The sequence below is a fragment of the Lysobacter sp. Soil_C_59 genome (genome assembly GCF_057656415.1).
On sequence record NZ_JBDGKK010000001.1, the window covers coordinates 536,168 to 562,810 of the forward strand.

General features: G+C 61.6%; 21 protein-coding genes and 1 tRNA gene. 5 read left to right on the forward strand and 17 right to left on the reverse strand.

What is annotated here, in order from left to right:
* Positions 1-154: 154 nt before the first annotated feature.
* Positions 155-1,366: a site-specific integrase gene (locus tag AC3A3Q_RS02330; RefSeq protein ID WP_487584707.1), complete on the reverse strand. Its 1,212-nt coding sequence runs from the start codon at positions 1,364-1,366 to the stop codon at positions 155-157.
* Between the two features lie 182 nt (positions 1,367-1,548).
* Here AC3A3Q_RS02330 and AC3A3Q_RS02335 point away from each other — a divergent pair.
* A tRNA-Ala gene (locus AC3A3Q_RS02335) sits at positions 1,549-1,624 on the forward strand.
* Between the two features lie 100 nt (positions 1,625-1,724).
* Here AC3A3Q_RS02335 and AC3A3Q_RS02340 read toward each other — a convergent pair.
* The 12 genes from AC3A3Q_RS02340 to AC3A3Q_RS02395 form a co-directional block, all read right to left on the reverse strand.
* Positions 1,725-2,582, reverse strand: a complete 858-nt coding sequence (locus tag AC3A3Q_RS02340) for a hypothetical protein (RefSeq protein ID WP_487584708.1) — start codon at positions 2,580-2,582, stop codon at positions 1,725-1,727.
* Positions 2,583-2,785: 203 nt separating this feature from the next.
* Positions 2,786-4,426, reverse strand: coding sequence for a restriction system-associated AAA family ATPase (locus AC3A3Q_RS02345; RefSeq protein ID WP_487584709.1), 1,641 nt, complete (start codon positions 4,424-4,426; stop codon positions 2,786-2,788).
* Positions 4,423-6,021, reverse strand: coding sequence for a restriction endonuclease subunit S (locus AC3A3Q_RS02350; RefSeq protein ID WP_487584710.1), 1,599 nt, complete (start codon positions 6,019-6,021; stop codon positions 4,423-4,425). The genes AC3A3Q_RS02345 and AC3A3Q_RS02350 overlap by 4 nt, the downstream gene beginning before the upstream one ends.
* The gene (locus AC3A3Q_RS02355) at positions 6,018-7,484 is read right to left on the reverse strand and encodes a class I SAM-dependent DNA methyltransferase (RefSeq protein ID WP_487584711.1); all 1,467 of its coding nucleotides are present in this window, start codon (positions 7,482-7,484) and stop codon (positions 6,018-6,020) included. Before AC3A3Q_RS02355 ends, AC3A3Q_RS02350 begins: the two co-directional genes overlap by 4 nt.
* Positions 7,485-7,497: 13 nt before the next feature.
* Positions 7,498-10,878, reverse strand: a complete 3,381-nt coding sequence (hsdR, locus tag AC3A3Q_RS02360) for a type I restriction-modification system endonuclease (protein WP_487584712.1) — start codon at positions 10,876-10,878, stop codon at positions 7,498-7,500.
* A complete protein-coding gene (locus AC3A3Q_RS02365; RefSeq protein WP_487584713.1) occupies positions 10,865-11,056 on the reverse strand; it encodes a helix-turn-helix domain-containing protein in 192 nt (63 codons plus the stop codon). Before AC3A3Q_RS02365 ends, hsdR begins: the two co-directional genes overlap by 14 nt.
* 475 nt (positions 11,057-11,531) lie before the next feature.
* On the reverse strand, positions 11,532-12,935 hold the full coding sequence (locus tag AC3A3Q_RS02370; protein WP_487584714.1) for a DUF5906 domain-containing protein: 1,404 nt from the start codon (positions 12,933-12,935) through the stop codon (positions 11,532-11,534).
* A 460-nt stretch (positions 12,936-13,395) separates the two neighbouring features.
* Positions 13,396-13,803, reverse strand: coding sequence for a hypothetical protein (locus AC3A3Q_RS02375; RefSeq protein ID WP_487584715.1), 408 nt, complete (start codon positions 13,801-13,803; stop codon positions 13,396-13,398).
* On the reverse strand, positions 13,800-14,045 hold the full coding sequence (locus AC3A3Q_RS02380) for a hypothetical protein (RefSeq protein ID WP_487584716.1): 246 nt from the start codon (positions 14,043-14,045) through the stop codon (positions 13,800-13,802). Before AC3A3Q_RS02380 ends, AC3A3Q_RS02375 begins: the two co-directional genes overlap by 4 nt.
* A 103-nt stretch (positions 14,046-14,148) precedes the next feature.
* Positions 14,149-14,745: a hypothetical protein gene (locus AC3A3Q_RS02385; protein ID WP_487584717.1), complete on the reverse strand. Its 597-nt coding sequence runs from the start codon at positions 14,743-14,745 to the stop codon at positions 14,149-14,151.
* A 76-nt stretch (positions 14,746-14,821) separates the two neighbouring features.
* Positions 14,822-16,072: a site-specific integrase gene (locus AC3A3Q_RS02390; RefSeq protein WP_487584718.1), complete on the reverse strand. Its 1,251-nt coding sequence runs from the start codon at positions 16,070-16,072 to the stop codon at positions 14,822-14,824.
* Positions 16,073-16,280: 208 nt separating this feature from the next.
* A complete protein-coding gene (locus AC3A3Q_RS02395; RefSeq protein ID WP_487584719.1) occupies positions 16,281-17,195 on the reverse strand; it encodes a LysR family transcriptional regulator in 915 nt (304 codons plus the stop codon).
* A gap of 112 nt (positions 17,196-17,307) precedes the next feature.
* Between AC3A3Q_RS02395 and AC3A3Q_RS02400 the strand changes: the two genes are divergently transcribed.
* Complete coding sequence (locus tag AC3A3Q_RS02400) at positions 17,308-18,384, forward strand: alkene reductase (RefSeq protein WP_487584720.1); 1,077 nt, start codon at positions 17,308-17,310, stop codon at positions 18,382-18,384.
* 42 nt (positions 18,385-18,426) lie between these two features.
* On the opposite strand, the gene AC3A3Q_RS02405 is transcribed toward AC3A3Q_RS02400, so the two are convergent.
* The 4 genes from AC3A3Q_RS02405 to AC3A3Q_RS02420 form a co-directional block, all read right to left on the reverse strand.
* Positions 18,427-19,065 (reverse strand): ATPase, encoded by a 639-nt coding sequence (locus AC3A3Q_RS02405; protein WP_487584721.1) that lies wholly within the window; start codon positions 19,063-19,065, stop codon positions 18,427-18,429.
* A gap of 10 nt (positions 19,066-19,075) precedes the next feature.
* On the reverse strand, positions 19,076-19,432 hold the full coding sequence (locus AC3A3Q_RS02410; RefSeq protein ID WP_487584722.1) for a type II toxin-antitoxin system prevent-host-death family antitoxin: 357 nt from the start codon (positions 19,430-19,432) through the stop codon (positions 19,076-19,078).
* A gap of 188 nt (positions 19,433-19,620) precedes the next feature.
* Complete coding sequence (locus AC3A3Q_RS02415) at positions 19,621-19,995, reverse strand: EF-hand domain-containing protein (RefSeq protein WP_487584723.1); 375 nt, start codon at positions 19,993-19,995, stop codon at positions 19,621-19,623.
* Between the two features lie 37 nt (positions 19,996-20,032).
* Positions 20,033-20,518 carry an RT0821/Lpp0805 family surface protein gene (locus AC3A3Q_RS02420; RefSeq protein WP_487584724.1) on the reverse strand — a complete coding sequence of 162 codons (486 nt, stop codon included), beginning with the start codon at positions 20,516-20,518 and terminating at the stop codon, positions 20,033-20,035.
* Positions 20,519-20,794: 276 nt separating this feature from the next.
* On the opposite strand from AC3A3Q_RS02420, the gene AC3A3Q_RS02425 reads away from it, so the two are divergent.
* From AC3A3Q_RS02425 to AC3A3Q_RS02435, 3 genes are read left to right on the forward strand one after another with little or no spacing between them, the layout of a single operon-like run.
* A complete protein-coding gene (locus AC3A3Q_RS02425; RefSeq protein WP_487584725.1) occupies positions 20,795-22,027 on the forward strand; it encodes an efflux RND transporter periplasmic adaptor subunit in 1,233 nt (410 codons plus the stop codon).
* A 12-nt stretch (positions 22,028-22,039) separates the two neighbouring features.
* A complete protein-coding gene (locus tag AC3A3Q_RS02430; protein ID WP_487584726.1) occupies positions 22,040-25,222 on the forward strand; it encodes an efflux RND transporter permease subunit in 3,183 nt (1,060 codons plus the stop codon).
* On the forward strand, positions 25,222-26,628 hold the full coding sequence (locus AC3A3Q_RS02435) for an efflux transporter outer membrane subunit (protein WP_487584727.1): 1,407 nt from the start codon (positions 25,222-25,224) through the stop codon (positions 26,626-26,628). Before AC3A3Q_RS02430 ends, AC3A3Q_RS02435 begins: the two co-directional genes overlap by 1 nt.
* Positions 26,629-26,643: the final 15 nt, after the last annotated feature.

Here is a 26,643-nt window from a genome sequence, read left to right on the forward strand (position 1 = left end):
TCACCCTGTCCACGACGCGCGCTGCAGAACCTAACAGCACGCAACCTTTCGCGCCAGGGCAAGCGTCGAGTCGATCAGTAACATCAATGCCCAACCACACAGACAGGCGTGTTGCTGGCTCGGTGCAGCTATACCCATCGCGGCGACTGTCACCTCATGCAGCGAGCTTCGCCACTGCCGCAGCCAACCCATCGGGAGCCAGGTGCGAATACCGCAGTGTCATAGCGATGTCTGCGTGACCTAGTAGTTCACGCACGGTGTTCAGATCGACGCCAGCGCGCACTAGCTTGCTTGCGAAGTGATGTCGTAGGTCATGGAAGCGGAACGCTGTGATGCATGCTGCCTCTAGCAGTCCGCCCCACGCAGTCTTGACGTCTGCCACGTCGAACACCCGCCCCGCCCTGCCCGTCTGTGCGCCCCACTGCGCAAGTACAGCTTGCGCCTCGGTATTCAACGGGACGTGACGCTGGCGACCGCTCTTCGCGTTCTCAGCGCGGATGGTGAGCATGCGCGCTTCCAGGTCGACGTCTGCCCAGGCCAACGACAGCAGTTCGCCCCTGCGCAACCCGGTGTTCATTGCCAGCAGCACTACCGGAGTCAGGTGGTCGCCATAGCTGCCGGCGGACAGATCCGGATACAGCGTCTCGCCGCGGATAGCCCGCCAGTGATTGCCCGAAGCGCGGGCGGCGACCATGTAACCGTCCCGACGCTGCAGGGCTGCCCGCAGTCGAGTTTCCTCGTCGGGCGAGAGGTAGCGAATGACCTTCCGGGACTGAACCGACTTCTGACGCAGCCCAAGCAGCGGGTTCCGCTCCAGCAATCCCCAGTCCACGGCCTTAGTCAGAGCGGATCGCAGGCATGCCAGATCGCGCGCTGCAGTTGCCTTGGTCGGGGGCAATGAGGTCTTGGCAGTCTTCGTGGTCAGTCGATCCCGCCACCAGCTGTCGATCAGGGCGGCGTTGAAGTCTGTGAGGGGCGTTTCGAGCATCCCAGCAAACACGACTTGGATGCGCTCGACGTAGCACTGGCCGCGTTTCAACTCGACCCGGGCCCAGGGGGCGTAGCGATCAGTCAGGAACGCGTCCAGCGTGCAGCTGATGGGCTTGGTCTTGGCGATGCTGGGCAGCCCCTGCTGGATGTACTCAGCTGCTGTCTGCTGGGCATGGGCCCGGGCTTGATCGAGGGTCAGATGCCCGAACGCCCCAAGGGTTCGACGCTTACCCCGCGTCCATTCGATGATCCAGGCTTTATATCCCGACGGCTGGACGCGAAGGATCAGACCCCGCACTAGGGTGTCACGGAGCTCGTAGGGTCGCGTCTGGGGCTGGGCGGCTGCGACGATGCGCTTAGTGAGGGCGGTTCTCATTGGGGCGTGGTCCCGTAAGTGGCTGTAAGTGCCACGTTAGGACGGGACCGAAAACCGTGTTCGGGTGAGGATCATCCGCATCGAAGGCTTGGAGCCGCTCGAACCCAGGCCAGGCTTACGTTTCCCATCTCAGACGCCCCGCCTTGGCAGCCGCCCTTTCCTGCCGCTAGAATCCGGCTCATGGGGCGGTAGCTCAGCTGGGAGAGCGTCGCGTTCGCAATGCGAAGGTCGGGAGTTCGATCCTCCTCCGCTCCACCACGAAATCAAAGACTTACGAGAAGCCGGCCTAGTGCCGGCTTTTTCGTGCCAGCAATGTGCCAGCAGCTGAGGACCATACTTCGCTGCTGAAGAGGCAGGGTCAGACTTCCGCAGGGGGCGAAATTAGGTCCCCGAGCAAACTCAATAAGCGAGTGTGATCGGCCTCACAATGGAGGCGCAGCATTCGAAACACCGCACTCTTCAGGAAGGCTCGATCCTGCATTCCGGCGTCTAGAAACCCGTTCTCAAGACGGCCGAGCACGGAGATCACTGCCTCGTTTGAGTCTGCCTGGACGCCATCCCGTCGCGCGGTCTTCGCGAACAGACTCAACCAGCTCCGGAATGACGGGTTCAAGTGATCACGTGCATATCGCTCGCGCACCGAGAAAACCTCGTCCCAGGTCGACACTTCTGGCGAGTCCGGCGTGAACTGGATATCCCATCGCGGTGTGTGCGGCAGATCGCCGTCAAAAGGATCGCTAGCATCGAGCGAAACACTGATGCTCGCGTGATCATACGGATTGAACGCGACTCGCCGAGAACCATCCGCCCGACGCAACAGATCAGACGCGAGCTTATAACCGGAGTTGCACTTGTGCCCCATGGGCACGAGATTGCGTAGATTCGTGGCGGCGAAACCGTATCGGCTTTCCGCCAAATAGTGATCTAGCGCTTCGCGAACCGCACCAGGAGCGTCGAAATACTCGGTTCCACAGAACGGGCAAAGGTGCTCAACTGCACCAAAATAGATCTTTTCGTACTGTTTATCCCGCACTCCAAGATCTGTGAGGAGCGTGAACGCAAAACGAAACAGCTCCAGCACGGGATCACGGGCTGCCTCGGGAAGCTCATCTAAGGTTTTCGTCTGACACGCACCGCAAAGCAAGCCGGCAATATCGTTCTGACTCTCCAGCGCATCAAGCAGTTCGCTGCGCTCTTCCGCTGACAATCCGAGCACTGCAGTGTGATACGCCTCGAGCCGATCGCGGAGACCATGCCGCCTCTTCAAAACGGCGCGATGCGGTTTTGGTATGACAGCCGGCCAACTAGGGTAGTCGTCACCGTCCTCGATGACCCGGTGGATCTCCCTTACCGCATCACACAAGCACTCATGCAACCAATTATCTTCAGTGGCTGACGCAGGATACCCGAAGAGCACTTTTACGCGCCCTCCTGTTCCGGGAGATTTCGAAGGTGATCCATCAAGAACACCTTTTCCACGGAATCACCAAGGCGCGCGATTCCCGTTCGTATCTCTTCAGCATTGTTACTCTTCATCAACTCTTCAATTTCTCGCCTTGGCACATCAGACATCGGCGGATAAATTCCGAAGCACTCCTCAAGTATCGTGTCGAAAGTAGTTCCGAAAGTTTCAATCTGCGGCCGACGGACTTCGACACCCTTCTCCGCCGTTTTTTTGAAAATCAGCACCTTTTCCCGCGACATATCTGAAGGAACGAACGGAGAGTGTGTCGTTAGTAGACAGTCTTGCTGACTGACCTTGTCGTCCACGCTACTGCGCTTACCGTTAGCCGTTGGGAGATCCATCAAGCGCGAAATGAACTTGACGCGCCACTGCGGATTGAAATGGGATTCGGGCTCGTCCAACAGGAAAAGAGCATTGGCGGACGATGCCATGCACATGGTTCCCAGGATCTGCGCGAGCTGGTGCTCTCCATCAGATAGTGAAACGTAGTCAACGACACCCTGGCCCATTTGCGGAACAAACCGCACCTGCTCGAAACGGAATACACGGTCTTCGTCCTGAGGCTCCGGCAAACGAGAAGCAAACCTCCGCGTCTTGATGTCTCGAAGTAGGCGCTCTCGGGCCACCTTCGGAATCGTCAGATCATTCAACATCGAGAGTTTGTGAAGCGTTGAGTACAAATCAATTGTGGTCTTCCAAAAGAAACCAAAGGCTTCTCGAGTTTGCTCGTCCACTAAGAAATCGAATATGTATGTCTCAGTCTTCTCATCGTATGAGTGACACGTCGAGCATCTCTTCATCTGGTCGATGTAGCGCTCGAGTTCATCCGTAAGCTGCACTCCCTTGCGCTTCCTGCTTGGCGCCCCGCGCGCTGAAAACTTGGGAGCCGCGCCGTGATTCAACTGGATGACGCACCGAAACGAGTGAACCTCCTTGAGCCTGGCATCTCGTAACAGCGCAGCACGTTCCAAACCTGACCCCAAGAGTAGATTCGCCACGAGAACTTCGAGGTGCGTCCCGTAGTCAACGAGCATGAGACGTGTGTCTGGGACAGACTTCTCCTTTGCGTCCGGGACCATCTCAAGGGCCTGCTTGCCGACAGCGTCAGCGTAGCCCGTCCGGCTCACCAAGAATGGGAGGCTCAATGTTTCATTGTCGCCGGATGTGTATCCGATGACGCGAGACGGCAGTAGCTCCCGAGTAGCAGGCTCAGCGATTGAACACTCAACCCAGTCGAGGCCGACCTTTCGATGGACCTTGAGCACGGGTCGTCGCTTTCCCTCCGCAAGGCGCGACAGACGAACCATCACGTAATCGTCAGTTGCGTCGGGACGGATGGCGTACTCAAGCTCAAACTGGAGTTCCTCGTTTCCCTTCGCACGCTCCTCATCTTCCACGCACGCGTGGAAGACCGCCTGGAACGCCTCGGCGACGACCTGCAGAAACTGCGACTTCCCGGCGCCATTGGGCCCCACAAGACAAAGGGGATCAAACGACTCGAAACCCGTCGGCGCCCCCCTCAAGCCAACATCGAGTCCGTCTAGAAGGCCGCCGCAAGTAGCCGCCTTGACGATGTGTACACGCGTAAGTTTCACGACCCCGCTCTCACAAGCTGCATGACCTGGGTCTTCTTATTGAATACCTGACGCGCGACCGGGGCAGGTTCCTGAAGAAGCTCCAAGAGCGCGTCCTTTAGTGACTCGTAGTCACCACCGAATTGGGCCCATAGATCCTCAAAAGTAAAAGCGTCGGTTGTCATTTTCATGATGACCGCCTTGACCGTTTCTCTGTTCGCGCTGCTCATAGGTGATCGCTTCCGGAGTACTTTCTGCCGTGTTCGTGTTGTCTCTACAGTTGACACTTCCCGCTGCGCCTTCAGCGTTGCTAGCAGCTCCGACGCGGGTTCATCGTTAGGATCCTGCGGGACAAGCTCGCCGCGGAAGGCCTTCGCGAGAATGCTCGGGATCAAACGCTCTACCTGTTTGCTCGCAATAGAAACGCGACCCTCAAGCCTGCTTATGAACTCAAACAGCTCCGCAACGCGCCTGACGACTTCACCTTGTTCATCCAAAGGTGGCACTAAGAGCGGCACAGCCGACACCTTGGAGAGGCTCAGGGTGTGCAGACCTGCACTGGACTTTGCGAATTCGACCAGCGAAGCGCGACCTGAAGGCGACAGTAGCCAGTAGAGGGCAAATTCGGGAATGACTGCGCCTTTGGCGCGCCAGCGAATGAGGTGATTCTGATGGGCACACTCGTCAATCTCGCCACGCCAAAGCGCCGCTCGACCGATCTGTTCGACGCTCCCATTGCCCTCTACGATAAGGACATCCCCAGCGCATAGCCGAGTTCTTGCAAATTCATCCGGATTCGTTCCTATCTCCGCGATGTCATCGAGTTCGAAGCGATTCGCGTAGACGTTTGCGACACGCAGGTACTTTCGCATTAGTGGCGCGTTCGCACGGCGAGCGTTCTTCGTGATCCCACCAGTGACGTGGCCAACATCCCCCAGCTTTGCTGTTTCCCATTCGAAATTCCGTCCCTGCTCCTCTCGCCACTCCCGAGTGAGCTCCCCACTGGTAGCAGACGCAAGAACGGACTGGCGTAGGCGCTTGAGGATGGCGGGGACGCGTTCGAGCCGCTCTCTGCTGGCGTCCACTCGCGCGAGAAGAGCATCTAGCCTATCGGCAATACGTTGCTGCTCGCGGAATGGCGCGACAGGAACCGAGATACTGCCGAGAGTACCAACAGAGATATTAGCGATATTCGTCGTCTGACTTGAGCCCTCACGGAGGGTTCTTTGCGCGTATTCCGTCCGCAAAAAGTGGAACAAGTATTGACCGACGAGCGCACCTCTTGGTCGGACCGCACTAAGAAATGCGCCAAAAGCCGTTTCGTGGGGAACTGCCCGCGCGACAGCGACCTTGCCGACTAGCTCGTAGCTATTTGCCATTGACATGAGGATGTCACCGACTTGGACGAGCTGATCCTCACGCTTCACATACTCCTTGGGAACAAAGTAGACATCCTGCCAGTCGACTTCCCGTTGGATATTCGTAGTCCTAAGGCAGCAGACGTTTTCGCCCGTCTTCTCTCGCTCTTTTGCGGCTGCTGGAAACGTGATTCCGCGAATGACGTCGCTAACGTCGCCAAGTGATGCGGTTTCCCATCCGGGAGGAAGCTCACTCACGCATCCACCTCGTCAAGCTCATCATCAAACTCGGCCAGGATTCCGCGCAGCTCCTCGAATGCCCCCTCTAGCTCAGCAATCGCCTCCCTCGCCAGCACCGCCGGTTCGGGCAGGTCGCCATTTGCGCTGTCGCTCGCGTCCTTAAGCCAGGTGATGTCCAGGCTCTCGCCACGCTCAGCGATCCACTCCCTGGTGAACTTTCGGAAGCGACCCTCTTCCCCCGTATCTTTCCGCTTCTCGAGGCTTTTTGGCTTTCCAAGCGCATCAGTGCCGAAAGCTGCCTCGAACTCTGCGAAATGTTCGCGCGGCAGGAGGGTACGCTTGCCGTATTGCGGCATATTGGTCCGCAAGTCGTAAACCCAAACCTCCTTCGTGTTGCCCTTGTCCTTCTCTCCACGCGTAAAGAACAAGACGTTTGTCGTCACGCCCTGCGCGTAGAAGATTCCGGTCGGCAGGCGCAGGATCGTGTGCAGGTTGCATTTGTCCATGAGATCCGTGCGGATCTGCTTAGCGACATTTCCCTCGAAGAGCACGTTGTCCGGCAACACTACAGCTGCGCGCCCGCCAGGACTCAGCCCCCGATAGATATGCTGAAGGAAACAGAGCTGCTTGTTGCTCGTGGGGAAAGTGAAATCCGTGCGCGTCGGCAATCCACCACCCTTTTTTGTACCGAACGGTGGATTTGTAAGCATCAGTGTCGCTTTGGGTAGCGCCTGCCCTTCGGGCGAGAGCGTGTCTCCGTAGCGAATACCAGCCGCCAGAGGGTCCGAATCGAGGCCATGGAGCATCAAATTCATCAACGCGAGCCTATGCGTATCCTGCACGTGCTCCATGCCATAGAACGTGCCCCGGCGGTACTTCCGCTGTTGGCCTTCTGTCCAGCTATCCGGATCGCCGTGCTCGCGAATATAGTGGTTCGCAGCGATAAGGAAGCCGCCAGTACCCGCTGCAGGGTCCTGGATTAAGTCCTCAAGGGTGGGCTGCATCAAGGCCACCATCGAGTCGATCAACTGCCGCGGCGTGAAATACTGACCTGCTCCCGATTTCTTCTCGTTCGCGTTCTTCTCCAACAGCCCCTCGTAGAGATCGCCGAGGCCTTCTTGACGCGCGCTGTACCAATCGAGCTTGTCGATCTCGGCAACCAGCGTAGACAGTGTCGCGGGCTTTTTGATGAAGGAACTGGCGTTTCCAAATATTTCCTTCACCAAGGTTGACCCATGAGTGCCCAGGTGAACCAAAGCAATCTTGTAATGCTCGAGTCTGTCTGGGGCGGGCTTCTTCTCTAGATCATCCCAGCGGTATCCAGCGGGTATCTGGTCCTCAGCACCCGTTTCTTTCGCCATCTTGAGGAAGAGGAGATACGTGAGCTCGGTTACATACTGGTGATACGTGACCCCATCATCCTTGAGGACGTTGCAGAGGTTCCAGAGCTTCTGGACTATGTCGTTAGTTACGGTACTCATGTATTCCTATCGGTCAGGCCGCAGGCGGCCAAATTGAATCGTTGAAGCTGTCGAGCACGTTCGTGAGCTCACCCGAAAATATGCGATCCAGTCGCGCGAAACCGCCACCTTCGCGTTTGAATACGAGGTCAGGGTCGTCGAGCGCGGCGCGGTCAACGATCAGATTCGCCTTCGTCTGCGAGGCGATCCTCTGGAGCCACTGTCGCTGCGGCGTGGTCCAGCTCTTTGAAGAGAGGATGGACTGGAGCGCATGGTCGACGCGCTGCTCGTAGGGCACCAGGGCGTCGCCAATGGCCACCTTGCGGATGTAGCCGATGATGCGCGCGGCAACGTCCTGGTTCGTCATCTCCCGCCAGGCCGTGGATAGGTTTGCCTCCGTGAACCCGGCTCGGTCCAACTCAAGCGCCAGCTCCCGTAGCTGCTTGCGCGTGAGCTCCCGAGGACGCGTGAGCACCGTGACAAGGGCAGGAATAGCGTTGCTCCGGCTCTTAATGAAGTCAGTAAATTCCTCGAGGTAGTCTTCTGGCTTCTTCGCATTACCGTAGCCGTGCTCTGCGCCGATCAGCGCGTCCTCATGCGCTGAGACGTAGGTTGGTTGCCTCTGACCGGACGCCTTGCGATCGAGAATTTCTCCAAGGTCAGGATTCTGAGTGAACCAAGCAGCGATATCAGGGAATGCCAACGTACGGAGCCGTCGGATGAAGTCGTCGGGCGGCATGCCGGCACAGACTTCGAAGTCACGCACCTGTGAGTCGTCAAGGTGGCGCTTCTTTCGCTGCAACTTGGCGATAAATTGATCGCGTACGACACTACGGCCCTCATCCGTCGACACGCTGCCAAGCTCGGCGCTGAGCTGCTTAAAGGTGATGGACGGGTTTACCACAACCGGTTGCATCGCCGTTACGTTCTGTAGCGCCTCGTAGATCTTTACAGCGTCAAAGACTTGGAAGGTCTCCTTTCCAATCTCGTCGCATAACCGGGTAGCGCGGCCAAGCATCTGGTCGAAAAGGATGCGGCTATTAACTCTTCGCATGAACACAAGGTTGCAGATTTCTGGCACGTCAATGCCCGTTGTGAGCAGGTCAACCGTCACCGCCACGTTTGGAGAGCGTTCATTCTTGAAGCGGCGGATGAGTTGCAGCGGCTTATCTGCAGCCCCGGTGACCTTGAGCACCGCATCGTCCTCCACGCCTCCGTACTGCTTCGCAAAGGCCTTTTTGAGTAGGTCGACGACCATGTCTGCGTGAGCATCATTCACGCAAAAGATGAGGGTCTTCTGGCGTGACGATGGATCAAGCTCCCCAGCGAGATACTCACAGACGACGCGATTGAACGATTCGGTGATGACCTTCCTGTTGAAGCCATCGACGTCAATGCGGATCTCGTCGGGCGTGGTGAACAGTTCGACGTGATTTTGGCTCGGGTTGTAGACCGTCACCTCCTCACCTGGACTCCATACGATGCCGCCGCTCGAAAGTTGCGTACTGATCTGCACAGGAGGCTCATGATCAACTAGGTACCCATCGATGACAGCCTCGCGGTAGCCATAGTTGAAGATCGGCACGCCAAAGATCTGGGTTGTGTGTAGCGCAGGCGTAGCCGTGAGACCGATCTTCACCGCGTCGAAATAATCGAGCACGCGACGGTACTTTGAGATGTAGTCGTCGAAGCTGCGAAACTCGAGCTCGACATCAGAGAGCTCTCGGTCCAGCAGATAGCCGCGATGGCACTCGTCGACAACGATGCAATCGTACTGATCGACCGACGGCGGCGGCGCCCCTTCAGCGGGGTATAGCACACGCTGCACGAGCCCCTGCACCGTGGCGACGTGTACCGCGGTATCGGTGTCGGGTCGCTGGTCGTCCAACTCTTTGATACCGAAGACGTCAGCGAACGTCTGAAGACTCTCCATTCGCGTGTCTTTAAATGCGTTCGCTGCTTGCTCCCCCAGGGCTGAGCGATCGACGAGGAACAGCACCCGACGGAAGCGCTGCGCCTTCAACAGGCGGTAAATGAGGGCGATACAGGTCTTTGTCTTGCCGGTGCCCGTCGCCATCGCGAGGAGCATTTCGCGCTGGCCTTTGCCGATTGTGGCTTCGGCAGCCTGGATGGCGGCCTGCTGATAGTGGCGAAGAGGGAAGCCATAGTTAAATGGTTCATTTCTAAGCTGCTCGTGAGACCGCTCCTCGTCGCGTTTAAGCAGGGAGAGAAGGCCATCGGGCGTGTACCAACCATCGAGCGCATGCCCGAGATTCTCGGGGTTACGCACGTCGCAGAACCAGGTTCCGCTGCGGGTGGCAAGCTGACGCAAGTAGGGTCGACCGTTGGAAGAGAACACGAACGGAATCTGGAATTCGCGCCAAGGTCCGCCTGCCGATGCGAGTCCATCGCTGGGCCTGAAGCTCCGGCTGTAGCGCTTCGCCTGCTGGAGAGAACCCGAGACGTCAATGTTCTTCCGCTTCGCTTCGACGGCTGCCACAGGCGTTAAGCCTACGAAGAGGACGTAGTCGACGGGACCGCTCGACGTTGGCCACTCGCTAATCGCGAGATTCTTCCCTTTCTCCGGACGCGTTCCCTTGCCGAAAGTCAGTCGAGCGGAGTCGACAGTCCACCCTACCTCGCGGAGCTGCTGGTCGATCAGCTTGCGTGTATCGGCTTCGTCAAGCTCGACCGCACTTGCTGCGGTTGTAGCGGCCGTAACGAGCGCCGCCACCGCCCCTTTGGGTTGTGCCGAGCCGTGCACCTGTTCCGCCGAGAGCTTCTGCTCGAGTGCGGCTTTGGCTTGCTCGGCCTCGGCGGCCATCTGCTCCCAGAAGCTCTGCTCGTCCTTTGCCTCGCGCAACTTGGCTTCTGCCGACGCCAGGCGTTCTGCCGCCATGTGATGGGCGGCCTGATGGTCGGCGAGCGCTCGATTAAGTGCTACGAGTTCGGCCCGGAGTTCTTCACTTTCGTCTTTCGGCGCGATTGGCGGAACGAAAGGCCCTGATCGAAAAGCAGGGTTGGCAAAAGTGCGATGGAACCAGACCCCAAGTTGCCAGGTGATCTTGAGGACTGCAAGCGCTGTGCGATGGTCGCCAGTGATTGCATGATTCGCGGCATTACCAGCGCGTCGAACCTCTCCGAAGAGTTGCGCGATCTCGCGAGGGAGGATGCCCTGATCCTGCAATCGACGGAGGAGCTCGTACTGAGCTTCGTCTTGAGAGGTATAGAGTCCGACCTTGGTGGCGACAAGCTGAGCAAGCAACTCGGCAAGCTGCCTTAGCTTCAGCAGGGTGGTATTCGGATCCCCAGCAAAGTAGCGCTCAGCCAGCATTCCCAAGCGAACGAGTTGCTCGTCGTGTACTTCGAGGCAAGCAAAGTTTGTGCGGGCAGCGCCGCTTTCACGTCCGTCCATCCCCGCCCCCCCTGGGCTGCTCCTCCATCCAACGCTCAAGCTGCGCGCCACGGATCCGCCATTGACCGCGGACTTTAAAGGCCGGCAACTCTCCGGTGTTCGCCATCGAGTACACGGTCTTCTCCGCAAGCTTCAGCAGCGCGGCTACTTCCTTGATTGTGAAGACCTCTTCGGTCATCAGCTTATCTCGGCACGGGCGGGGGCGCTGAAATCTACCAGATTCCATCCAGGACCATCGTACTCCAGCTGCGGCCGGGGGTAGAGGTGGCCCCTACAGGCCTCCTAGCAGGGGTTAGCAGCTCGCAGCGACACGAACAACAAATCGAGTTTTGGAAGGCACCCACACAGCGGTCTGAGCGGTGTCGGCGACCCCACAAGGGTGCCGGGTCAAGGAAGGACCCGCGCCAAAGTGGCGTGGCAAGACCGGCCTAGCCCGCGCCCTGGTTTGGTCAGGGTGGTCAGAGTGGTCAAGGACGAAAGTGAAGTCAGTGAAATGATTTGCACGGGGCCTCCATATCACCCCCGTGTATTTCCCTAGTGCCGCCTTTCGCGGCGACCAGTCCGACCACCGCGTCCACCCTGACCACGAGTAGTAACGACGCGGTACTCCAGCGGTCAGCGGAAATGGCAATCGGGCTGCGTCACGGACAAAATCAAAATGGGCCTTCGTCCAGCTGAACCTCGGTTTCGGCCAGTGCCTTGACGTCCACGCGATATCGAACCTCGAAGCTGGCGGCGGCGTCCCCCCAGGCCGGAAGCTCCCAGGAACATACACGAGCCCCCTCAGCGCGCGGGCGTGTGGCCTTCGCCCCCGTAGCGGCAATGAACTGCTTTGCAAATACGCTTGGGGCCATGAGATGGGACTTGCCGCGTTTCTTGGAGATGTCGCAATAGGCTTCGTAAACGGCGTCCTTGCTGACAAGCGCGCCCCAGCACCAGTTGACCCCAGCAATGCGGCGGTCCAACAGCGAATCGAGTATGAACTGTGCGTGCGGTTCCAAGCTCAACGCCCGCTGTGAGCGCAGAGCCAGAGTTTCCGGAACACGCCGCAAGTTGTAGCGTCCTATGGGGAACTTCAGTAGGAACGCCAGGAGCGCGCGCAGCCCTTCGCGGTCATTTCCGTTGAGCTGCCCGTGGATAGCTGCGAAATAGGCGTGATCCTGGCGGCGGCCACTCCCGACGTCCAACACGAAGTAACGACGCTCATCGCCCGTGGCGGGCACCGCCCACTCCGAGTTCGTCACCATGATGATGCGACACAGCGAGCGGATCTCCACTGCATCGATCCCTTTTGCCTCAACCGTCAACGTGTCGCTTGTAATCATGTCTTTCAGCGGGCCTTCGTCGTTCTTATCTCCGGCCCAGAACGATTCCTCCGCCACAATCAACAGCTTGTCGGACAAATGACGATTGAAATTGCCCGTAAGATGGCGCATGTGCGACACCTTGATCGAATGTTCTCCGAGCAGATTGCGAATCACATCCGAGAACGTCGACTTCCCGACACCTTTCTCGCCCCGCAGCACCAAGGCCACGCCTTTTTTCTCGTCCGGCGCCTGCATCATGTCGGCTGTCCATGCCAGCAAATAGCGGAAGTGCTCGCGATTCCTTCCGCACACGTTGGTCTTCAGGTGTGACAACAGCCGGCGGCATTTGAGAGCCGCACTCAACAAGCCGCACTCCAAAGGAGCGACGGAGAAACCACCCCACAGGTTGTAGTAGCCTTCCGGCGCATTGTTTCCAGGCGCGAACGTCACGCCCGCATAGCTGCGACGGCCAGGCGATCGCATCCAGTCGTCGAAGACAGGAACTTTTTTGCTTCGCACGCGGCCGTACCCGTCGATAGTCTCAACGACTACCGTTCTGTTGGCAAAGAAGGTCTTCATCGCCGTGGTCGCCAGAAATTGCACATATCGTGCCCCGCGTTCGTTCTTCGTTTCGCGGAGAATGAGCGCTTTATCCGCCATCAGCACCACTGCATGCTCGCGATTCAGCTCTACGATGTGGTCGGTAGCCTCGAGTGCATTGACCTCCGCATTGGCAGCTTGAACAGTCATGCCGACACCTGAGGCCTAAAGTGGACATGGTCACGGAGCACAGTGCGTGCGTTCGCCACCCTTCGCACGGCCGTGGCCAGTCGTGCTGAGTCACCCGTGCACAGAGGAGTTCCACTCGCGATTTGCCTACCCGCAATAACGATGACGCGCGCTTCCGCGTCCAGGACGTCAAGCGCTGCTCCCCATTGAGCCTCCCTTGCCGCCCTCCGAACCTTACGACGGGCGTCAGGAGTGTCGTCGCGGAGGCGCTCCGGGAAGAGGTCAGCTGCAGCCAAGCCGAGCGATTGCAGAACCGAGAGCACATCGCACCCACCGAAACAGTGGATCAGGATCTTGCCGTCGTCGCCTTCCGCCACGCTCACCTTGTGCCCGCTTCCGCCACATGACGGACACTTTGCACGCCATCCATTCCCACTCCGCTTGACGGCATCGAGGCGCCCCAGGATCGCTTCAATGGTCATCACTTCGACCAACCCTGACGACGGAGCAGCATCAGCTCCCGATCGACCACCTCCCGCGCAAACGCGGGGGTGAGGCGGAATTCAGGCACATCCTTCTCTGTGGTGATCTGGGAGATCAAGGCCACTACGGCCTCGTAGGGATACCCGTCGCGCAGCGCGGCCCGAGAGACGCGTTCCGCCCCCGTCCACCGCTGCTTCTCCAGCGTGTGGTGCCGACTGTAGAAGAGATGCCGATTCGGTTTCAGCATCAATGCCCGGAATACCGCCACCTCGAACTCGAGGGTTTGCAGCAGCGGAAGGGGGAAGTGAAACGGCGCAAACCGGCTGGGGCGCCGCCTCAGCCCCTTCCAGGGCCGATCCGGCAGAGTGAACTCCAGCGCAATTGAATTCATTTCAGGGCGACTCATGCCGCCCCCTTGTCAGTTCCGGACCGGGCCCGATACGTGACAGGCGTGCCAGCCTTGCTGCGCCGTTCCAGGAAGTCCACCCAGGCTCGGACAGCTTCCGGCCTGGCGAACCGCCGACGCCCGACAAGGAAGGTATCCAGATGACCGGCATTGATCGCGTCGTGGATCAGCGGCAGAGACTCCGCCGTCATTTCAGCGATCGCTTTGAGACCAAGTTTCAGTGGTTCCGAATCGTTTTTCATGCCTAACGCCTACTCTGTTGTGTCGCTTCGCTAAGCGACGGTAGGCGAATGGTCGACTTGGCCTGAAAGGCAAACCAGGGAGAAAAAGAAACAAATTCCGGGATTACTCTCCCGCGCTCTTGATCAGCTTTGCCAGATCATTGGGATCGTCAGTAACCCTGATGCCGGCAGCCCTAAGGCATTGTCCGGCCACTTCAGCGGCCATGCCCTTGCGGACACCAGTCGCTACCAGCTTCTCTGATACGCACTTGAGGAGGCGATTTCGTCGGACCTCACGCGGCCTGCCCCTCTCATCACTATCTGGACGCTGCAGTAGCACTGCCTCGACATCAGCAAGTGCAAAGCCAATATCCTCAAGATCTACGTCAAGTCGATCGATAAGGTCATGGATACTTTTTCGGGTCCTCGCGCCATGCGCTTCTGAAAGATGAACCTTTACGCCGCGAGGCATTTTCCCCAACTTTTCCCGCAGCTTTAGCACACGCTTCTTCAAATCCCGAGCGCGGGCAACGTCCTCTTTGCCACTCTTGTCACTTTTGTCCGCGCCATCGAGGAGGAGGAATAGATTGACCTCGCGCCAAAAGAAGGACTCGAAGTCATCAACCTCTCGCGATGACATTACGGGCGACAGTGCCTCCCTTATCTCCTCTGAAGGAGACCGTCTGCCCTTATTTGAGCGCGACTTCTTCGTCACTTTCATTCGATGCATCACCTAAAGTCTTATCGGTGCTTTCACGACTGTCGCGCCATTCGCGCGATCACAGAGACTGGAGGAATCACTTCGACCTCCCATTCTTCTTGGGTTTCGCCCTCATGGGCTGCGGTCCGCTTATAAGAGCGACGGCGTCAGCCAAATCTTCCGTTGCAAGGTGCGCATATCGCAAGGTCATCTTTAGGTCGGCGTGCCCCATCAATTCACGAATCTTGTTTAGGCTCACATTGGCCTGTGCAAGCCGGCTCGCGAACGTATGGCGCAGGTCGTGCCAACGAAACCCCTCAATTTCCGCCTCCGTCAGCAAGGTCGACCATGCCGTCTTGAAGTCGTGCACAGGAAAGAGGCGGCCAGCACCACCTGCCTGGCGCTGCCAGCGCCGCAGCACCGCCACGGCCTCCGCGTTGAGGTTTACCCGGCGCATGGAGCCCGACTTCGCTGCGGCGGCACGTACGGTCAAGAGATTGGCGCGGAGATCGATATCGGACCATTCCAACGCGGTCAATTCTCCGCGCCGCAGCCCAGTATTCAGGGACAGCAAGACTGCCGGCGCGAGGTGATCGCCAAAGTCCTCACGCCCCAGGGCTGGCAGCGGCTCACGGCCACGTGCAGCCCGCCAGGCATTGTTACTGTCGCGGGCTCGGCGCGCGGCTTCATCGCGGTCAGCCAGCGCCTGGCGGAGCCGCTTGTCTTCGTCGGGACTCAGGTATCGCACTCGGGTGGAGTCCACCTTTGCCTGCTTCACGGCCCCGAGCCTGTCGACGTCGATCAGTCCCCATTCCAGCGCGCGTTTAAGGGCTGACTTCAGCGTCGCCAAATCGCGGTTGCAGGTGTTCTGACTGATGCCGGACTTGACGCGCCTCGACCGCCACTTCTCAAGCGTCAGGGCGTTTAGCTCTGAAAGTGGGCTGTCCGCGTAGTCGCCGAATACGGAGAGGATGCGATCCGCCGCCCCTTCGCCCCATTTTCGGTTGACAGACGCCCATGGCCTGAACTCATGCTCGACGAATTCCCGCAGCGTGAACGCCTTGGGCTTCTTGGCCTCAATGACGGCCAAGGGCGCGCCATGCTGATCGGCCTCGGCCAGCTTTGCTCGCGCCCGAGTGCGGGCGGCCTCGACGGTGACCCCTGGCCACTTGCCGATGGCTAGATCGCGGTTTCGTGCCCAAGTTACGTTCCAGGACTTCACTCCAGAGGGCAGCACTCGAAGAGACAGGCCTGGCACCTTGGCGTCGTGGAGGCGATAGGCCGCTGTTTTTGGCTTGGCGCTTTCGACTTCTCTGGCCGTCAGCGTAGTGCGGTGCTTTGTTGCCATCTCTTCTCCATGCCAGCATGGTGCCAGCAGGAGTCATCATATCGCGAAGTATCGCGAGATGAATGATTCTTATAAAACAATGACTTGAAATGCAAGGTACTGGCCGGAAAGGAGTATTTTTCGCATTCGCAATGCGAAGGTCGGGAGTTCGATCCTCCTCCGCTCCACCACTTCATCCAGCCAAAACAGCGCGTTACGCCCCTCGGCGTCACGCGCTGTTTTGTTTTGCGACCTCCCCCGCCACTTCACTGATCAACGCCCGCAACCACTGATGCGCCGGGTCATGTCGATACCGCACATGCCAGGCCATCTCCGTCGGGAACGTGCCCAGGTCGACCGGTGCCGGTAGCACCTTCAGCCGTGCGTCGCCGGCAAGGTGCCGGCAGATCTGCATCGGCAGCGTGGTGCAGTAGTCAGTCACCGCGAGCATCTCCGGGATCGCCAGGAAGTGCGTCACCGAGACGGCCACGTCGCGTCGTAGTCCCTGCCGCTCAAGCGCCTGGAACAGGCCGGCCCGCAGTCGGCCGGCCGGCAGCACGTTGACGTGCTTGAGCTGTTCGTACTGCTTCCTCGAAAGGCGCTTGTTGACCTGCGGGTGATCAGCGCGCACGACGCAGGCCAGGCCGTCGTCCATCAGGTGCTGCACGACCAGGTTGTCCGGTGGGTCGACGATGCGGCCCAGGACCATGGCCGTTTCGCCCGAGATCGCGCCGGTTTCAGCGAGGTCGGTGCCGTACGGCGTGAGGCGCAGGCGGATGCCCGGTGCGCGTTCGCGCAGTCGCGCCACGATTGCCGGCACCAGCACGAACTCGACGTAGCTGTTCGGCGCGATGGTGAACAGTCGCTCGGCCTTCGCCGGGTCGAACCCCTGCTGGCCCAGGATCAGTTCGTCGAGGCTGGCCACCGCCGCGGCGATGCCGGGCGCCAGTGACTCGGCCTTCTGCGTTGGCTGCATGCCGTAGCGCTCGCGGATGAAGAGCGGGTCCTGGAGCATGTCGCGCAGCCGGACCAGCGCATTCGATAACGCCGGCTGGGTGATGCCCAGGCGGGCGGCGGCGCGCGTGACGTTGCGCTCCTCCATCAGGGCCAGGAAGACCGGCAGCAGGTTCAGGTCGTATCGCATCCAGACATGATGCTCCTGAATATCTGAAATTCAACAAATAAATTGGATGAATTAGTCGGCAGGTCGCATTGTTCTTTCCAACGCACCACGGTGCATCCACTGGAAAAACGCCATGTCTACCGACCTCCTCTTCTCCCCCACCCGCATTGGAGCCATCGACGTCGCCAACCGGATCGCCATGGCGCCACTCACCCGCTCGCGCGCCGACATGGACGGCGTGCAGACGCCGCTCGCGGTCGAGTACTACCGCCAGCGCGCATCGGCGGGCCTCATCATCACCGAGGCCACCAACATCTCTCAGCAGGGTCGTGGCTACGCCTACACCCCGGGCATCTACACCGATGCGCACGTCGATGCCTGGGCGCCCGTGACCAAGGCGGTCCACGATGCGGGCGGCAAGATCGTAGTGCAGTTGTGGCACGTCGGCCGCATGTCGCACGTCAGCATGCAGGCTGACGGCGCTGCGCCGGTGGCACCTTCGGCGCTCCAGGCCGGTGGCAACGTGTTCACCGAAGCCGGCTTCGAATCGCCCTCCCTGCCGCGCGCACTGGAAACCGACGAGATCGCCGGCATCATCGAGGACTACCGCAATGCCGCGCGCAAGGCCAAGGAAGCAGGCTTCGATGGCGTCGAGGTTCACGCCGCCAACGGTTACCTGCTGGAGCAGTTCCTGCGCGACAGCACCAACCAGCGCCAGGATCGCTACGGCGGCTCCATCGAGAACCGCGCAAGGCTGACGCTCGAAGTCGTCGAGGCCGTCGCTGAAATCTGGGGCGCCGATCGAGTCGGCCTGCGGCTGTCACCGCTGTCCACGGCGATTGGCGACACCGCGCTCGACAGCACGCCGATGGAAACCCATGAGTACCTGATCCGCCGCCTCGGTGAAATTGGCCTGGCCTATCTGCATGTGGTCGAGGGGCAGTTGCACGGCGATAACGGTGCTTTCGACGTCAAGGCGTTGCGCGCGGCATTCAAGGGTCAGTACATCGCCAACAACGGCTACGACAGGCAGCGCGCCATCGAGGCGACGGCATCGGGTCACGCTGACATGGTCTCGTTCGGCAAGCCGTTCATCGGGAATCCGGACCTGGTGGAACGCCTGCGCGGGAATGCGCTACTGCGTGAGGCGCCGGCCACTTCGTACTTCGGCGGTGGAGCCGCCGGTTACACCGAGCTCGCTGCCGCATGAAGCATGACGCCCCGGGACCGCAAGGTTCCGGGGCTTGGGTCGCTATCGACCGCTCAGCAGCAACGCCGCTTCCAGCAGCGGCTTCGCCCATTCCGGCGTGCGCCCGAGCGACTCCACGTCATCCGGCCAGACCAGCCTGCCCGCTTCCATCTCCGCGACCAGCACTGGATTGGGAACCGTCTTGCCGCGCGCAACGTCGACGCTGTTGTCGTACACCTGCAGATGCGCCAGATCCGGCATCAGCGCGATCAGGTTCTCCAGTGCGGCCGGGTAGCGCTCGCGGATCTTCGCTTCGGGGATATCGTGCCCGCCCGTGGCCACGCGGGCTTTGACGCGGGCGATGTGCTGCTCGGGCGACGAGAGTCCGCAGAACCACATCAATACGTCATGCGTGCGTGTCGCCGCCTTGATCCTGGCCGACACGGTACGCCCGCCCAGCGTGGTTTCGAATGCGTAGTTGCTGCCGTGTCCGATCGCCTCGTCCAGGCGTCGCATGCCTTCCTGCCACGCGGCGGCGTTGGCTTGTGTCTGCTCGCAACCGCTTTGCGCGATCAGTTCGCGCGCGAAGGTGTCGGGGTTGAACCAGCCCAGTCCGGCGCGTTCGAGCAGGTGGCCGCCGACCGAACTCTTGCCCGCGCCGTTGACCCCGGCGAGGACATAGAGCACGGGACGACGCTTCAATGGCTCACCCTCAATGACTCGCCCCGGCCTTGACCTTCCCGCGCAGCCTGGCCGGTCCGTGCATCAGCGCACGCAGGCGGTCACCGGCGTCGGCGGCCTGCAGCGAGGCAAGGCGTTCATCGAAGCGGTGGCGCAGCTCGTCGAGGGCGGAATCGTTCTTCGCTTCGGCTTCGTGCAGGGCGCGGATCATTGCGTCGTATTCCTCGGCCGGGATGATCACCGCCTCGGGCTCGTTGTGGTTAGTCACCACGACCTTGCCCATGCGGCCGATCGCTTTCATCACGCCGCGCCAGCCGAGCTTCTTGACGTCCGAGGCGGGCGTCCTGGGCAGGTCTTCGATTGCATCGAGCTTGAGAGGGAGCGCCATGGGGCGGTCCTCGGGATGGGCCTGAGGTAAATATACCCTTTTTACCCTTTTTGGCCAGTGCACCCCGTGCCTGGAGGCGCTGCCGGGCGCCCGGACACGCAAAAGGCGCCACGGCGATGCCGCGGCGCCCTCGGGATGTCAGCAAGGATCACGCGTCACCAGGCACCAGGCCTGGCGTTGCGGCCACCCTATTTGTGCTTCGCGCTCTCGGCGCGATCGACCGCGCCGTCGGAATTGGCGTCCATCACCGCGAAATCGTTGTCGGTGAAGACATCGATCTCTTCGATGGTCAGGAAGCCATCCTTGTTGCTGTCGATCTTGTCTAACTTGCTCGGGTCCGGTGCCGACGCCAGCTCGGCGCGCGACAACTTGCCATCGCCATCGCCGTTGCCGTCGTAGAGCAGCACCAGCTCCTGCACGAAGCCGCCGTATTCGTTGCGATCGACTTTGCCGTCATGGTTCGCATCGGCCGCGTCGAAGCGCGCGGGCGCGGCATCGGCCTTGACCTGCGCGAACGCCGGCGTGGCAGCCGCAACAATGAGGAGGAGGATCAGCTTGGTCATCATGATGGTGCCGCCCTGTTCTTTAGCCCGAGTGGAGTCAGCCCACATCCCATTGCCCGTTGGATTTCTTGCAGGCAGTGCCGGTCGTCTCGTCGACCGATTCGCCGCCGATGCTCAGGCCACGGCGGAAGTCGCGGCAAACGCGTCCGTCCGTCATCCGCTTGGTATTGAGGGCGACGAAGTAGCCAGCCTCGTTGGTGCGCGGATCGGACCATGTGATCTTCTGGCCCGAGGCGCCCTGGTTGAGTGCGCGCTGCGCGGCGTCCTTCTCGTACTCGGACTTGGCGTGCTTCTTGTACAGATGGTCGCCGAGGAAGCCGCCTGCCACTGCACCGGCCGCGGTCATCAGTGCCCTGCCCGTGCCGCCGCCGAACATGTTGCCGACCAGGCCGCCCACCACCGCGCCGGCGACTACCGAGCCGGACTGCTTCTGGGTTTCGCGAGTGCCCGGATCTGTGGCGCAGGCTGCGAGCGTAAGCGTGAGTGCCACTACGAAGACGTGCCTTTCGAAGACGTGTTTCATCGCCGTCCTTCTCCCTTAGCCACGCCACCACCACGGCGCTGTGACGGGGCAATCATCCTCGGTGCCCGTGAACTGGCCGTGATAGCCATCACGAGGCTGAGTAGGCTTCTGGCAGCCCCAAGCGGCCTGAAGTCGTCACAAAACCATTGCATCGACTCTGCTGCTATCGCCGCAGGCGCACGGGTGAACCCGCCCAGCTCGTACCGGACGGGCGCGGAACAAGGCTGCGGGCACAGCGGGACCCGGTTTCGCCACGTCGACTTCAGGGTGGAAATCATGACCATCGCCGCTGCGGACGTACCCCTGCACGTATCCGACGTCGATGGCCCGGTGATCCGGTCGGCAGGTCTTGCGTTTGCCCTGGCAATGGCAAGCCTTGTGGTGATGGCAGGCTGCGGAAAGAAGGAGCCTCCGCCGCCGGCTGCAGTGCCCGTCAAGGTCATGACCGTCCTGCAGCAGGACACACCGCTTTTCGAGGAATTCGTCGGCGAGGTCACCGGTTCGCGCGAGGTGTCGCTGCGCGCGCAGATTACCGGCGTGCTGATGAGCAAGCACTTCGATGACGGCTCGCTGGTCACCGAAGGCCAGAAACTTTTCAGCATCGATCCGCGCGCGCCGTTGGCCGAGCAGGCCAACGCCCGTGCCGGCCTCGCGGCCGCCCGCGCCGACCTCGCCCGCGCCCGCCAGGACGTCGACCGCTACGGGCCACTGGTCAAAGAGAACGCGATTTCCAAGCAGATCTACGACAACGCCGTTGCCGCGATGCAGGCCGCGCAGGCGCAGGTATCGGCCAACCAGGCGGTGGTCGACCAGGCGTCGCTGGGCGTCGAGTACGCCACCGTGACCGCACCGCTGACCGGCCGCATCGGTGCCGCCCAGGTGTTCGCCGGCGACCTGATCACCGCAGGCACCACGGTCCTTGCCGAAGTGTCTGAAGACGATCCGGTGTGGGTGTACTTCAGCATCAGCGAATCGAAGCTGCTCGACTACGAACGACGCTACCGCGGCGGCACGCCGAAAGCCGACGATCCGATCCGGCAGGTCAGGATGACCCTCAGCGATGGCACCGAGTACAAGCTGCCCGGCATGATCATCTTCGCCGACCGTGCGCTGGACCCGCGCACCGGCACGTACCGGCTGCGTGCCGAGTTTCCCAATCCCCAGCACCAGCTCTACCCCGGCCTGTTCGCCCGCATCCAGGTGCGCGCCGACCAGCGCAAGGGCGCCCTGCTCGTGCCCGATCGCGCCGTGGTGCAGACACTGGGCAAGTACTTCGTCACCACGGTCGACGCCGATAGCAAGGCGCAACAGGTGCCGGTCGTCCCCGGCCCGCGTTACGGTGGCTTGTGGGTCATCGACAAGGGCCTGAAGCCGGGCGACACCGTGGTGGTGGAAGGCGTGCAGAAGGCGCGCCCGGGCGTGCCGCTGAAGGTGACCAAGGTGACGTACGAGCAACTCCAGGCGCCTGCCCCCGTGGCACAGCCGCCCGGCGGCGCGACCAAGGGCTGAGGGGCGCACACCATGGCGCGCTTCTTCATCGACCGCCCGGTATTTGCGATCGTGATATCGCTGTTCCTGGTGCTGGCCGGGACGCTGGTGATGATCGGCCTGCCGATCTCGCAGTTCCCCGACATCGCCCTGCCCAACGTCAAGGTCACCACGCTCTATCCGGGCGCGAGTGCGGACGTGGTCGAGGATGCGGTCACCGCGCCGCTCGATACCCAGATCAACGGTGTCACCGACATGAAGTACATCAAGTCGGTGTCCGGTGACGACGGCTCGACGTCGATATCAGTCACGTTCGACCTGGAACGCGATGTCGACATCGCCTCGGTGGAAACCCAGAACCGCGTTGCCCAGATCCAGCCCCGCCTGCCCAGCGAGGTCAACGACATCGGCGTGACGGTGGCCAAGAGCTCGCCCGACACGCTGATGTTCATTTCGTTCTATTCGCCCAAGGGCAGCTACGACCAGCTGTTCCTCAACAACTACCTCTACAACTACATCCTCGACACGCTCAAGCGCGTCAGGGGCGTCGGCGAGGCCAAGGTCTACGGTTCCGAATTCGGCATGCGCCTGTGGCTGCGGCCGGACAAGATGGCCACCCTCGGCCTGACCGCCACCGACGTGGTCAACGCGATCCAGGAACAGAACAAGCAGGCCGCGGCCGGCCAGGTCGGCCAGCCGCCGGCCGATTCGCCCAGCGGTTTCCAGTACTCGCTGCGCTTGCAAGGCCGACTGGTCGAGCAGTCCGAGTTCGAAGACATCATCCTGCGCTCCCTGCCGGACGGCTCGTACATCCGCGTGCGTGACATCGCCCGGGTCGAGCTTGGCGCCAAGGACTACAGCACGGTCGCCAAGTTCAACGGCCAGCCGGCGGCGGCGATGAGCATCGCCCTGGCACCGGGCGCGAACGCGCTGGAGACGGCCGAACTGATCAATGCCGAGGTCAAGCGGCTGGCGGAGAGCTTCCCGCAGGACCTGGCCTACGACGTTACCTATGACACCTCGCTGTTCGTGGTGGCGTCGATTGAGGAGGTCGTGCATACCTTCGTCGAGGCACTGATCCTGGTGCTGATCGTGGTGTTCCTGTTCCTGCAGAGCTGGCGTGCCACGTTGATCCCGATGCTGGCGGTGCCGGTGTCGCTGATCGCCACGTTCATCGCGTACCAGTTCCTGGGTTTCTCGATCAACACGTTGTCGCTGTTCGGCATGGTGCTGGCGATCGGCATAGTCGTGGATGACGCGATCGTGGTGGTCGAGGCGGTCGAGCACATCATGGAGCACGACAAGCTTCCGCCGAAGGAAGCCACGCGCAAGGCCATGGACGAAGTGTCCGGCCCTGTGGTGGCGATCGCGCTGGTGCTGTCGGCGGTGTTCATCCCGATGGCGTTCGTCCCGGGCGTGACTGGCCAGTTGTACAAGCAGTTCGCGCTGACCGTGGCCGTGTCGACGCTGTTCTCGGCCCTGGTCGCGCTGACCCTGACGCCGGCGCTGTGCACGCTGCTGCTGAAGCCCAAGCAGCCCGGCCCGCCGAAGGGACTGATGGGACGGTTCTTCGCCCGCTTCAACCACTACTTCGAACGGCTCACGTTCCATTACACCGGCGTGGCCAAGCGCGGCACGGGGGCGCTGAAGCACATCGTGGTGATGATGCTGGTGCTGCTGGTCGCCCTGTTCCTGCTGTTCCGCATCACCCCCACGGGCTTCGTCCCGGACGAGGACGTCGGCGCGTTCTTCATGCAGGCGATCCTGCCCGATGCATCCTCGACCAAGCGCACCGACAACGTGGTCAACGAGATCAGCGCGAAGCTGCGCGGACTCGACGGTGTCGATGCGGTGCTCGGCATCACCGGCTACGACATCATCTCCGGCACCGCCGCGCCCAACGCCGCGATGATGGTGGTCAAGCTCAAGCCCTGGGAAGACCGCAAGGAGAAGGAGCAGCAGGTCAACGCGCTGATCCAGAAGGCGATGGGCATCGGCGCGCAGACGCCGGAGTCGGTGGCGATCGCGTTCAACCCGCCTGCCCTGCCCGGCTTCGGCTCGGTGTCGGGCTTTTCGATGATGCTGCAGGCGCGCGATGGCCAGAGCGCGGAGGAACTGGCCGAAACGGCGGCGCAGTTCGTCCAGGCAGCGCAGAAGCGACCGGAGATCGGCCGCATCACCACGACGTACTCGGCATCGACGCCCAATTACCGCATCACTGTCGACCGGGAGAAGGTGAAGAAGCTTGGCATTCCGATCTCGGATGTGTTCGGCACCTTGCAGGTCTTCCTCGGCAGCCTGCAGGTCAACGACTTCACCCGCTTCGGCAAGAACTACCGCGTGTCGGTGCAGGCCGACGCCGAGTTCCGCCGCGACATCTCGACCCTGTCAACGCTGTTCGTGCGCAACGGCAATGGCGAGATGGTGCCGCTGGACACGGTGGTCACCGCCACGCCCGGCATCGGCCCGCGTTTCACCATGCGCTACAACCTGTACCGCAGCGCCGAGATGACCGGCTCGCAGGCGCCGGGCTACAGCTCCGGCGACGCGTTGCAGGCGCTGCGCGAGGTCGCCGCCGAATCGCTGCCGGCAGGTTATGGCTACGAGTGGTCGGGCCAGACCGCGGAGGAAGTGGAGGCCGGCAATGCGGCCGCGATGGTGATGGCGTTGTCGGTGGTGGTGGTGTTCCTGTTCCTGGCCGCGCTGTATGAAAGCTGGGCGGTGCCGTTCGCGGTGCTGCTGGCAACGCCCTTCGGCGTGCTGGGCGCACTGATCGCGATCCTGCTGGCGAAACTGGACTTCAACGTGTACGGGCAGATCGGCCTGGTGACACTCATAGGCCTGGCGGCGAAGAACGCGATCCTGATCGTGGAGTTCGCCAAGCTCTACCGCGAGAGCGGCATGTCGATCCACGATGCGGCGATGGAGGCGGCCAAGCTGCGCCTGCGGCCGATCCTTATGACGTCCTTCGCCTTCATCCTCGGCGTGGTGCCGCTGGTGCTCGCCTCCGGCGCCGGTGCCGCATCCAAGTTCTCGGTCGGCACCGTGGTGTTCGGCGGCATGCTCACCGCGACCCTGCTGGCGGTGCTGGTCGTGCCTGCGCTTTACGTGCTGATCCAGAGCCTGGCCGAGCGCTTCGGCGGACCGCCGAAGTTCAAGGAAGGCGCGGCGACGCCACACCCGCCGCAGGCGCCGTCGGAGGGAGGAGCGCACTGATGCGTGCTGCCGCCCTGCTCATCGGTGTGTCGATCGCGCTCACCGGCTGCATGCTCGGCCCGAACTACTCGCGGCCCGACCTGGAGCTGCCGGTGCAGTACCGCGCGCCGTTGACCCAGGCCGAGGCGCAATCGATCGCCGATGTCGCCTGGTTCGACCTGTTCCGCGATCCGCAGCTGTCGGCGCTGATCCGCGAGGCGATCGACAACAACCTCGACCTGCGCCAGGCGTTGTCGCGCGTCGAACAGGCGCGGGCCAACGCCAGGTTCGCGCGCGGTTCGCTGGCACCCGACATCCGCGGCACGCTCAGTTCAAGCCCATCGCCCGGCAGTGGTGACAACGACACGGTCTATTCGGCCGGTTTGTCGCTGGTCTGGGAGATCGATCTGTTCGGCAAGCTGCGCCGCGGCAGCGAAGCCTCGCGCGCCAACCTGTTGGCCACCGAGGATGCGGCGCGTGGCGTGCTGGCCACGCTGGTGACGCAGGTCGCGGCCACCTGGCTGTCTTTGCGTGAGCTGGACGAGGAGCGCGCGATCATCGAGCGCACCATCACCAGCCAGGAAGAGTCGCTGCGCCTGATTCGCGCGCAGCTGCGCAGCGGCGTTGCCTCCGGCGCCGAGGAGCAGCAGGCCATCGCGCAGCTGGCGACCACGCGCGCGCAGTTGCCGTCCACCGAGCAGCAGATACTCGCCACCGAGAACGCGCTGGCGCAGCTGCTCGGCCGTTACCCGCAGCCCATCGACCGCGGCAGCCAGATGGCCAATGGCGGAATGCCCGACTCGCCCGACATCCCCACCGGGCTGCCCACCGAACTGCTCGAACGCCGTCCCGATGTTCGCCTGGCCGAGAACCAGCTGCATGCCGCGACCGCACGCGTCGGTGTAGCCGTCGCCAACCGTTTCCCGTTCCCCACCATCGGCCTGAGCGCGCTGTTCGGCCGTACCGCAGTCGACCTGAGCGACCTGGGTTCGAGCAGCCGCTCGCTCGGCGTCAACTCCTGGGGCCCGTACGTCGACCTGCCGATCATCGACTTCGGCCGCGCCGGCGCCAATGTCGACCTCGCCCGCGCGCAGACCGACGAGGCCGCGCACATCTACCGGCAGACCGTGCTGCAGGCGCTGGTCGAAGTCTCCAGCAACGTCAGCGCCTACGAGAAGTCGGCGAGCATCATCAGCGCCAACGAGGAAAGCACCACCGCCAACCGCGAGAACCTGCGCCTGCAGCGGCTGCGCTACAAGGCCGGCGTCAGCAGTTACCTGGAGGTGCTCGATGCCGAGCGGCAGCTGCTGAGCTCCGAACTCAGCCTGGCGCGCGCCCGGCTCTCGCGGCTGACTTCCTACATCGACGTCTACCGCGCACTCGGTGGCGGCTGGTCGGACGAGGAACTGCTTCGCATCGCGCAGTGACCGCGGCCTCGCCGT

Excerpts from the sequence above, each read along its gene's own strand:
- AC3A3Q_RS02330 (WP_487584707.1), bottom strand. The coding sequence starts at position 1,366 with ATGAGAACCGCCCTCACTAAGCGCATCGTCGCAGCCGCCCAGCCCCAG.
- AC3A3Q_RS02355 (WP_487584711.1), bottom strand. The coding sequence starts at position 7,484 with ATGAGTACCGTAACTAACGACATAGTCCAGAAGCTCTGGAACCTCTGC.
- hsdR (WP_487584712.1), bottom strand. The coding sequence starts at position 10,878 with ATGGACGGACGTGAAAGCGGCGCTGCCCGCACAAACTTTGCTTGCCTC.
- AC3A3Q_RS02365 (WP_487584713.1), bottom strand. The coding sequence starts at position 11,056 with ATGACCGAAGAGGTCTTCACAATCAAGGAAGTAGCCGCGCTGCTGAAG.
- AC3A3Q_RS02370 (WP_487584714.1), bottom strand. The coding sequence starts at position 12,935 with ATGACTGTTCAAGCTGCCAATGCGGAGGTCAATGCACTCGAGGCTACC.
- AC3A3Q_RS02375 (WP_487584715.1), bottom strand. The coding sequence starts at position 13,803 with ATGAGTCGCCCTGAAATGAATTCAATTGCGCTGGAGTTCACTCTGCCG.
- AC3A3Q_RS02380 (WP_487584716.1), bottom strand. The coding sequence starts at position 14,045 with ATGAAAAACGATTCGGAACCACTGAAACTTGGTCTCAAAGCGATCGCT.
- AC3A3Q_RS02385 (WP_487584717.1), bottom strand. The coding sequence starts at position 14,745 with ATGAAAGTGACGAAGAAGTCGCGCTCAAATAAGGGCAGACGGTCTCCT.
- AC3A3Q_RS02390 (WP_487584718.1), bottom strand. The coding sequence starts at position 16,072 with ATGGCAACAAAGCACCGCACTACGCTGACGGCCAGAGAAGTCGAAAGC.
- AC3A3Q_RS02395 (WP_487584719.1), bottom strand. The coding sequence starts at position 17,195 with ATGCGATACGACCTGAACCTGCTGCCGGTCTTCCTGGCCCTGATGGAG.
- AC3A3Q_RS02400 (WP_487584720.1), top strand. The coding sequence starts at position 17,308 with ATGTCTACCGACCTCCTCTTCTCCCCCACCCGCATTGGAGCCATCGAC.
- AC3A3Q_RS02410 (WP_487584722.1), bottom strand. The coding sequence starts at position 19,432 with ATGGCGCTCCCTCTCAAGCTCGATGCAATCGAAGACCTGCCCAGGACG.
- AC3A3Q_RS02415 (WP_487584723.1), bottom strand. The coding sequence starts at position 19,995 with ATGACCAAGCTGATCCTCCTCCTCATTGTTGCGGCTGCCACGCCGGCG.
- AC3A3Q_RS02420 (WP_487584724.1), bottom strand. The coding sequence starts at position 20,518 with ATGAAACACGTCTTCGAAAGGCACGTCTTCGTAGTGGCACTCACGCTT.
- AC3A3Q_RS02425 (WP_487584725.1), top strand. The coding sequence starts at position 20,795 with ATGACCATCGCCGCTGCGGACGTACCCCTGCACGTATCCGACGTCGAT.
- AC3A3Q_RS02430 (WP_487584726.1), top strand. The coding sequence starts at position 22,040 with ATGGCGCGCTTCTTCATCGACCGCCCGGTATTTGCGATCGTGATATCG.
- AC3A3Q_RS02435 (WP_487584727.1), top strand. The coding sequence starts at position 25,222 with ATGCGTGCTGCCGCCCTGCTCATCGGTGTGTCGATCGCGCTCACCGGC.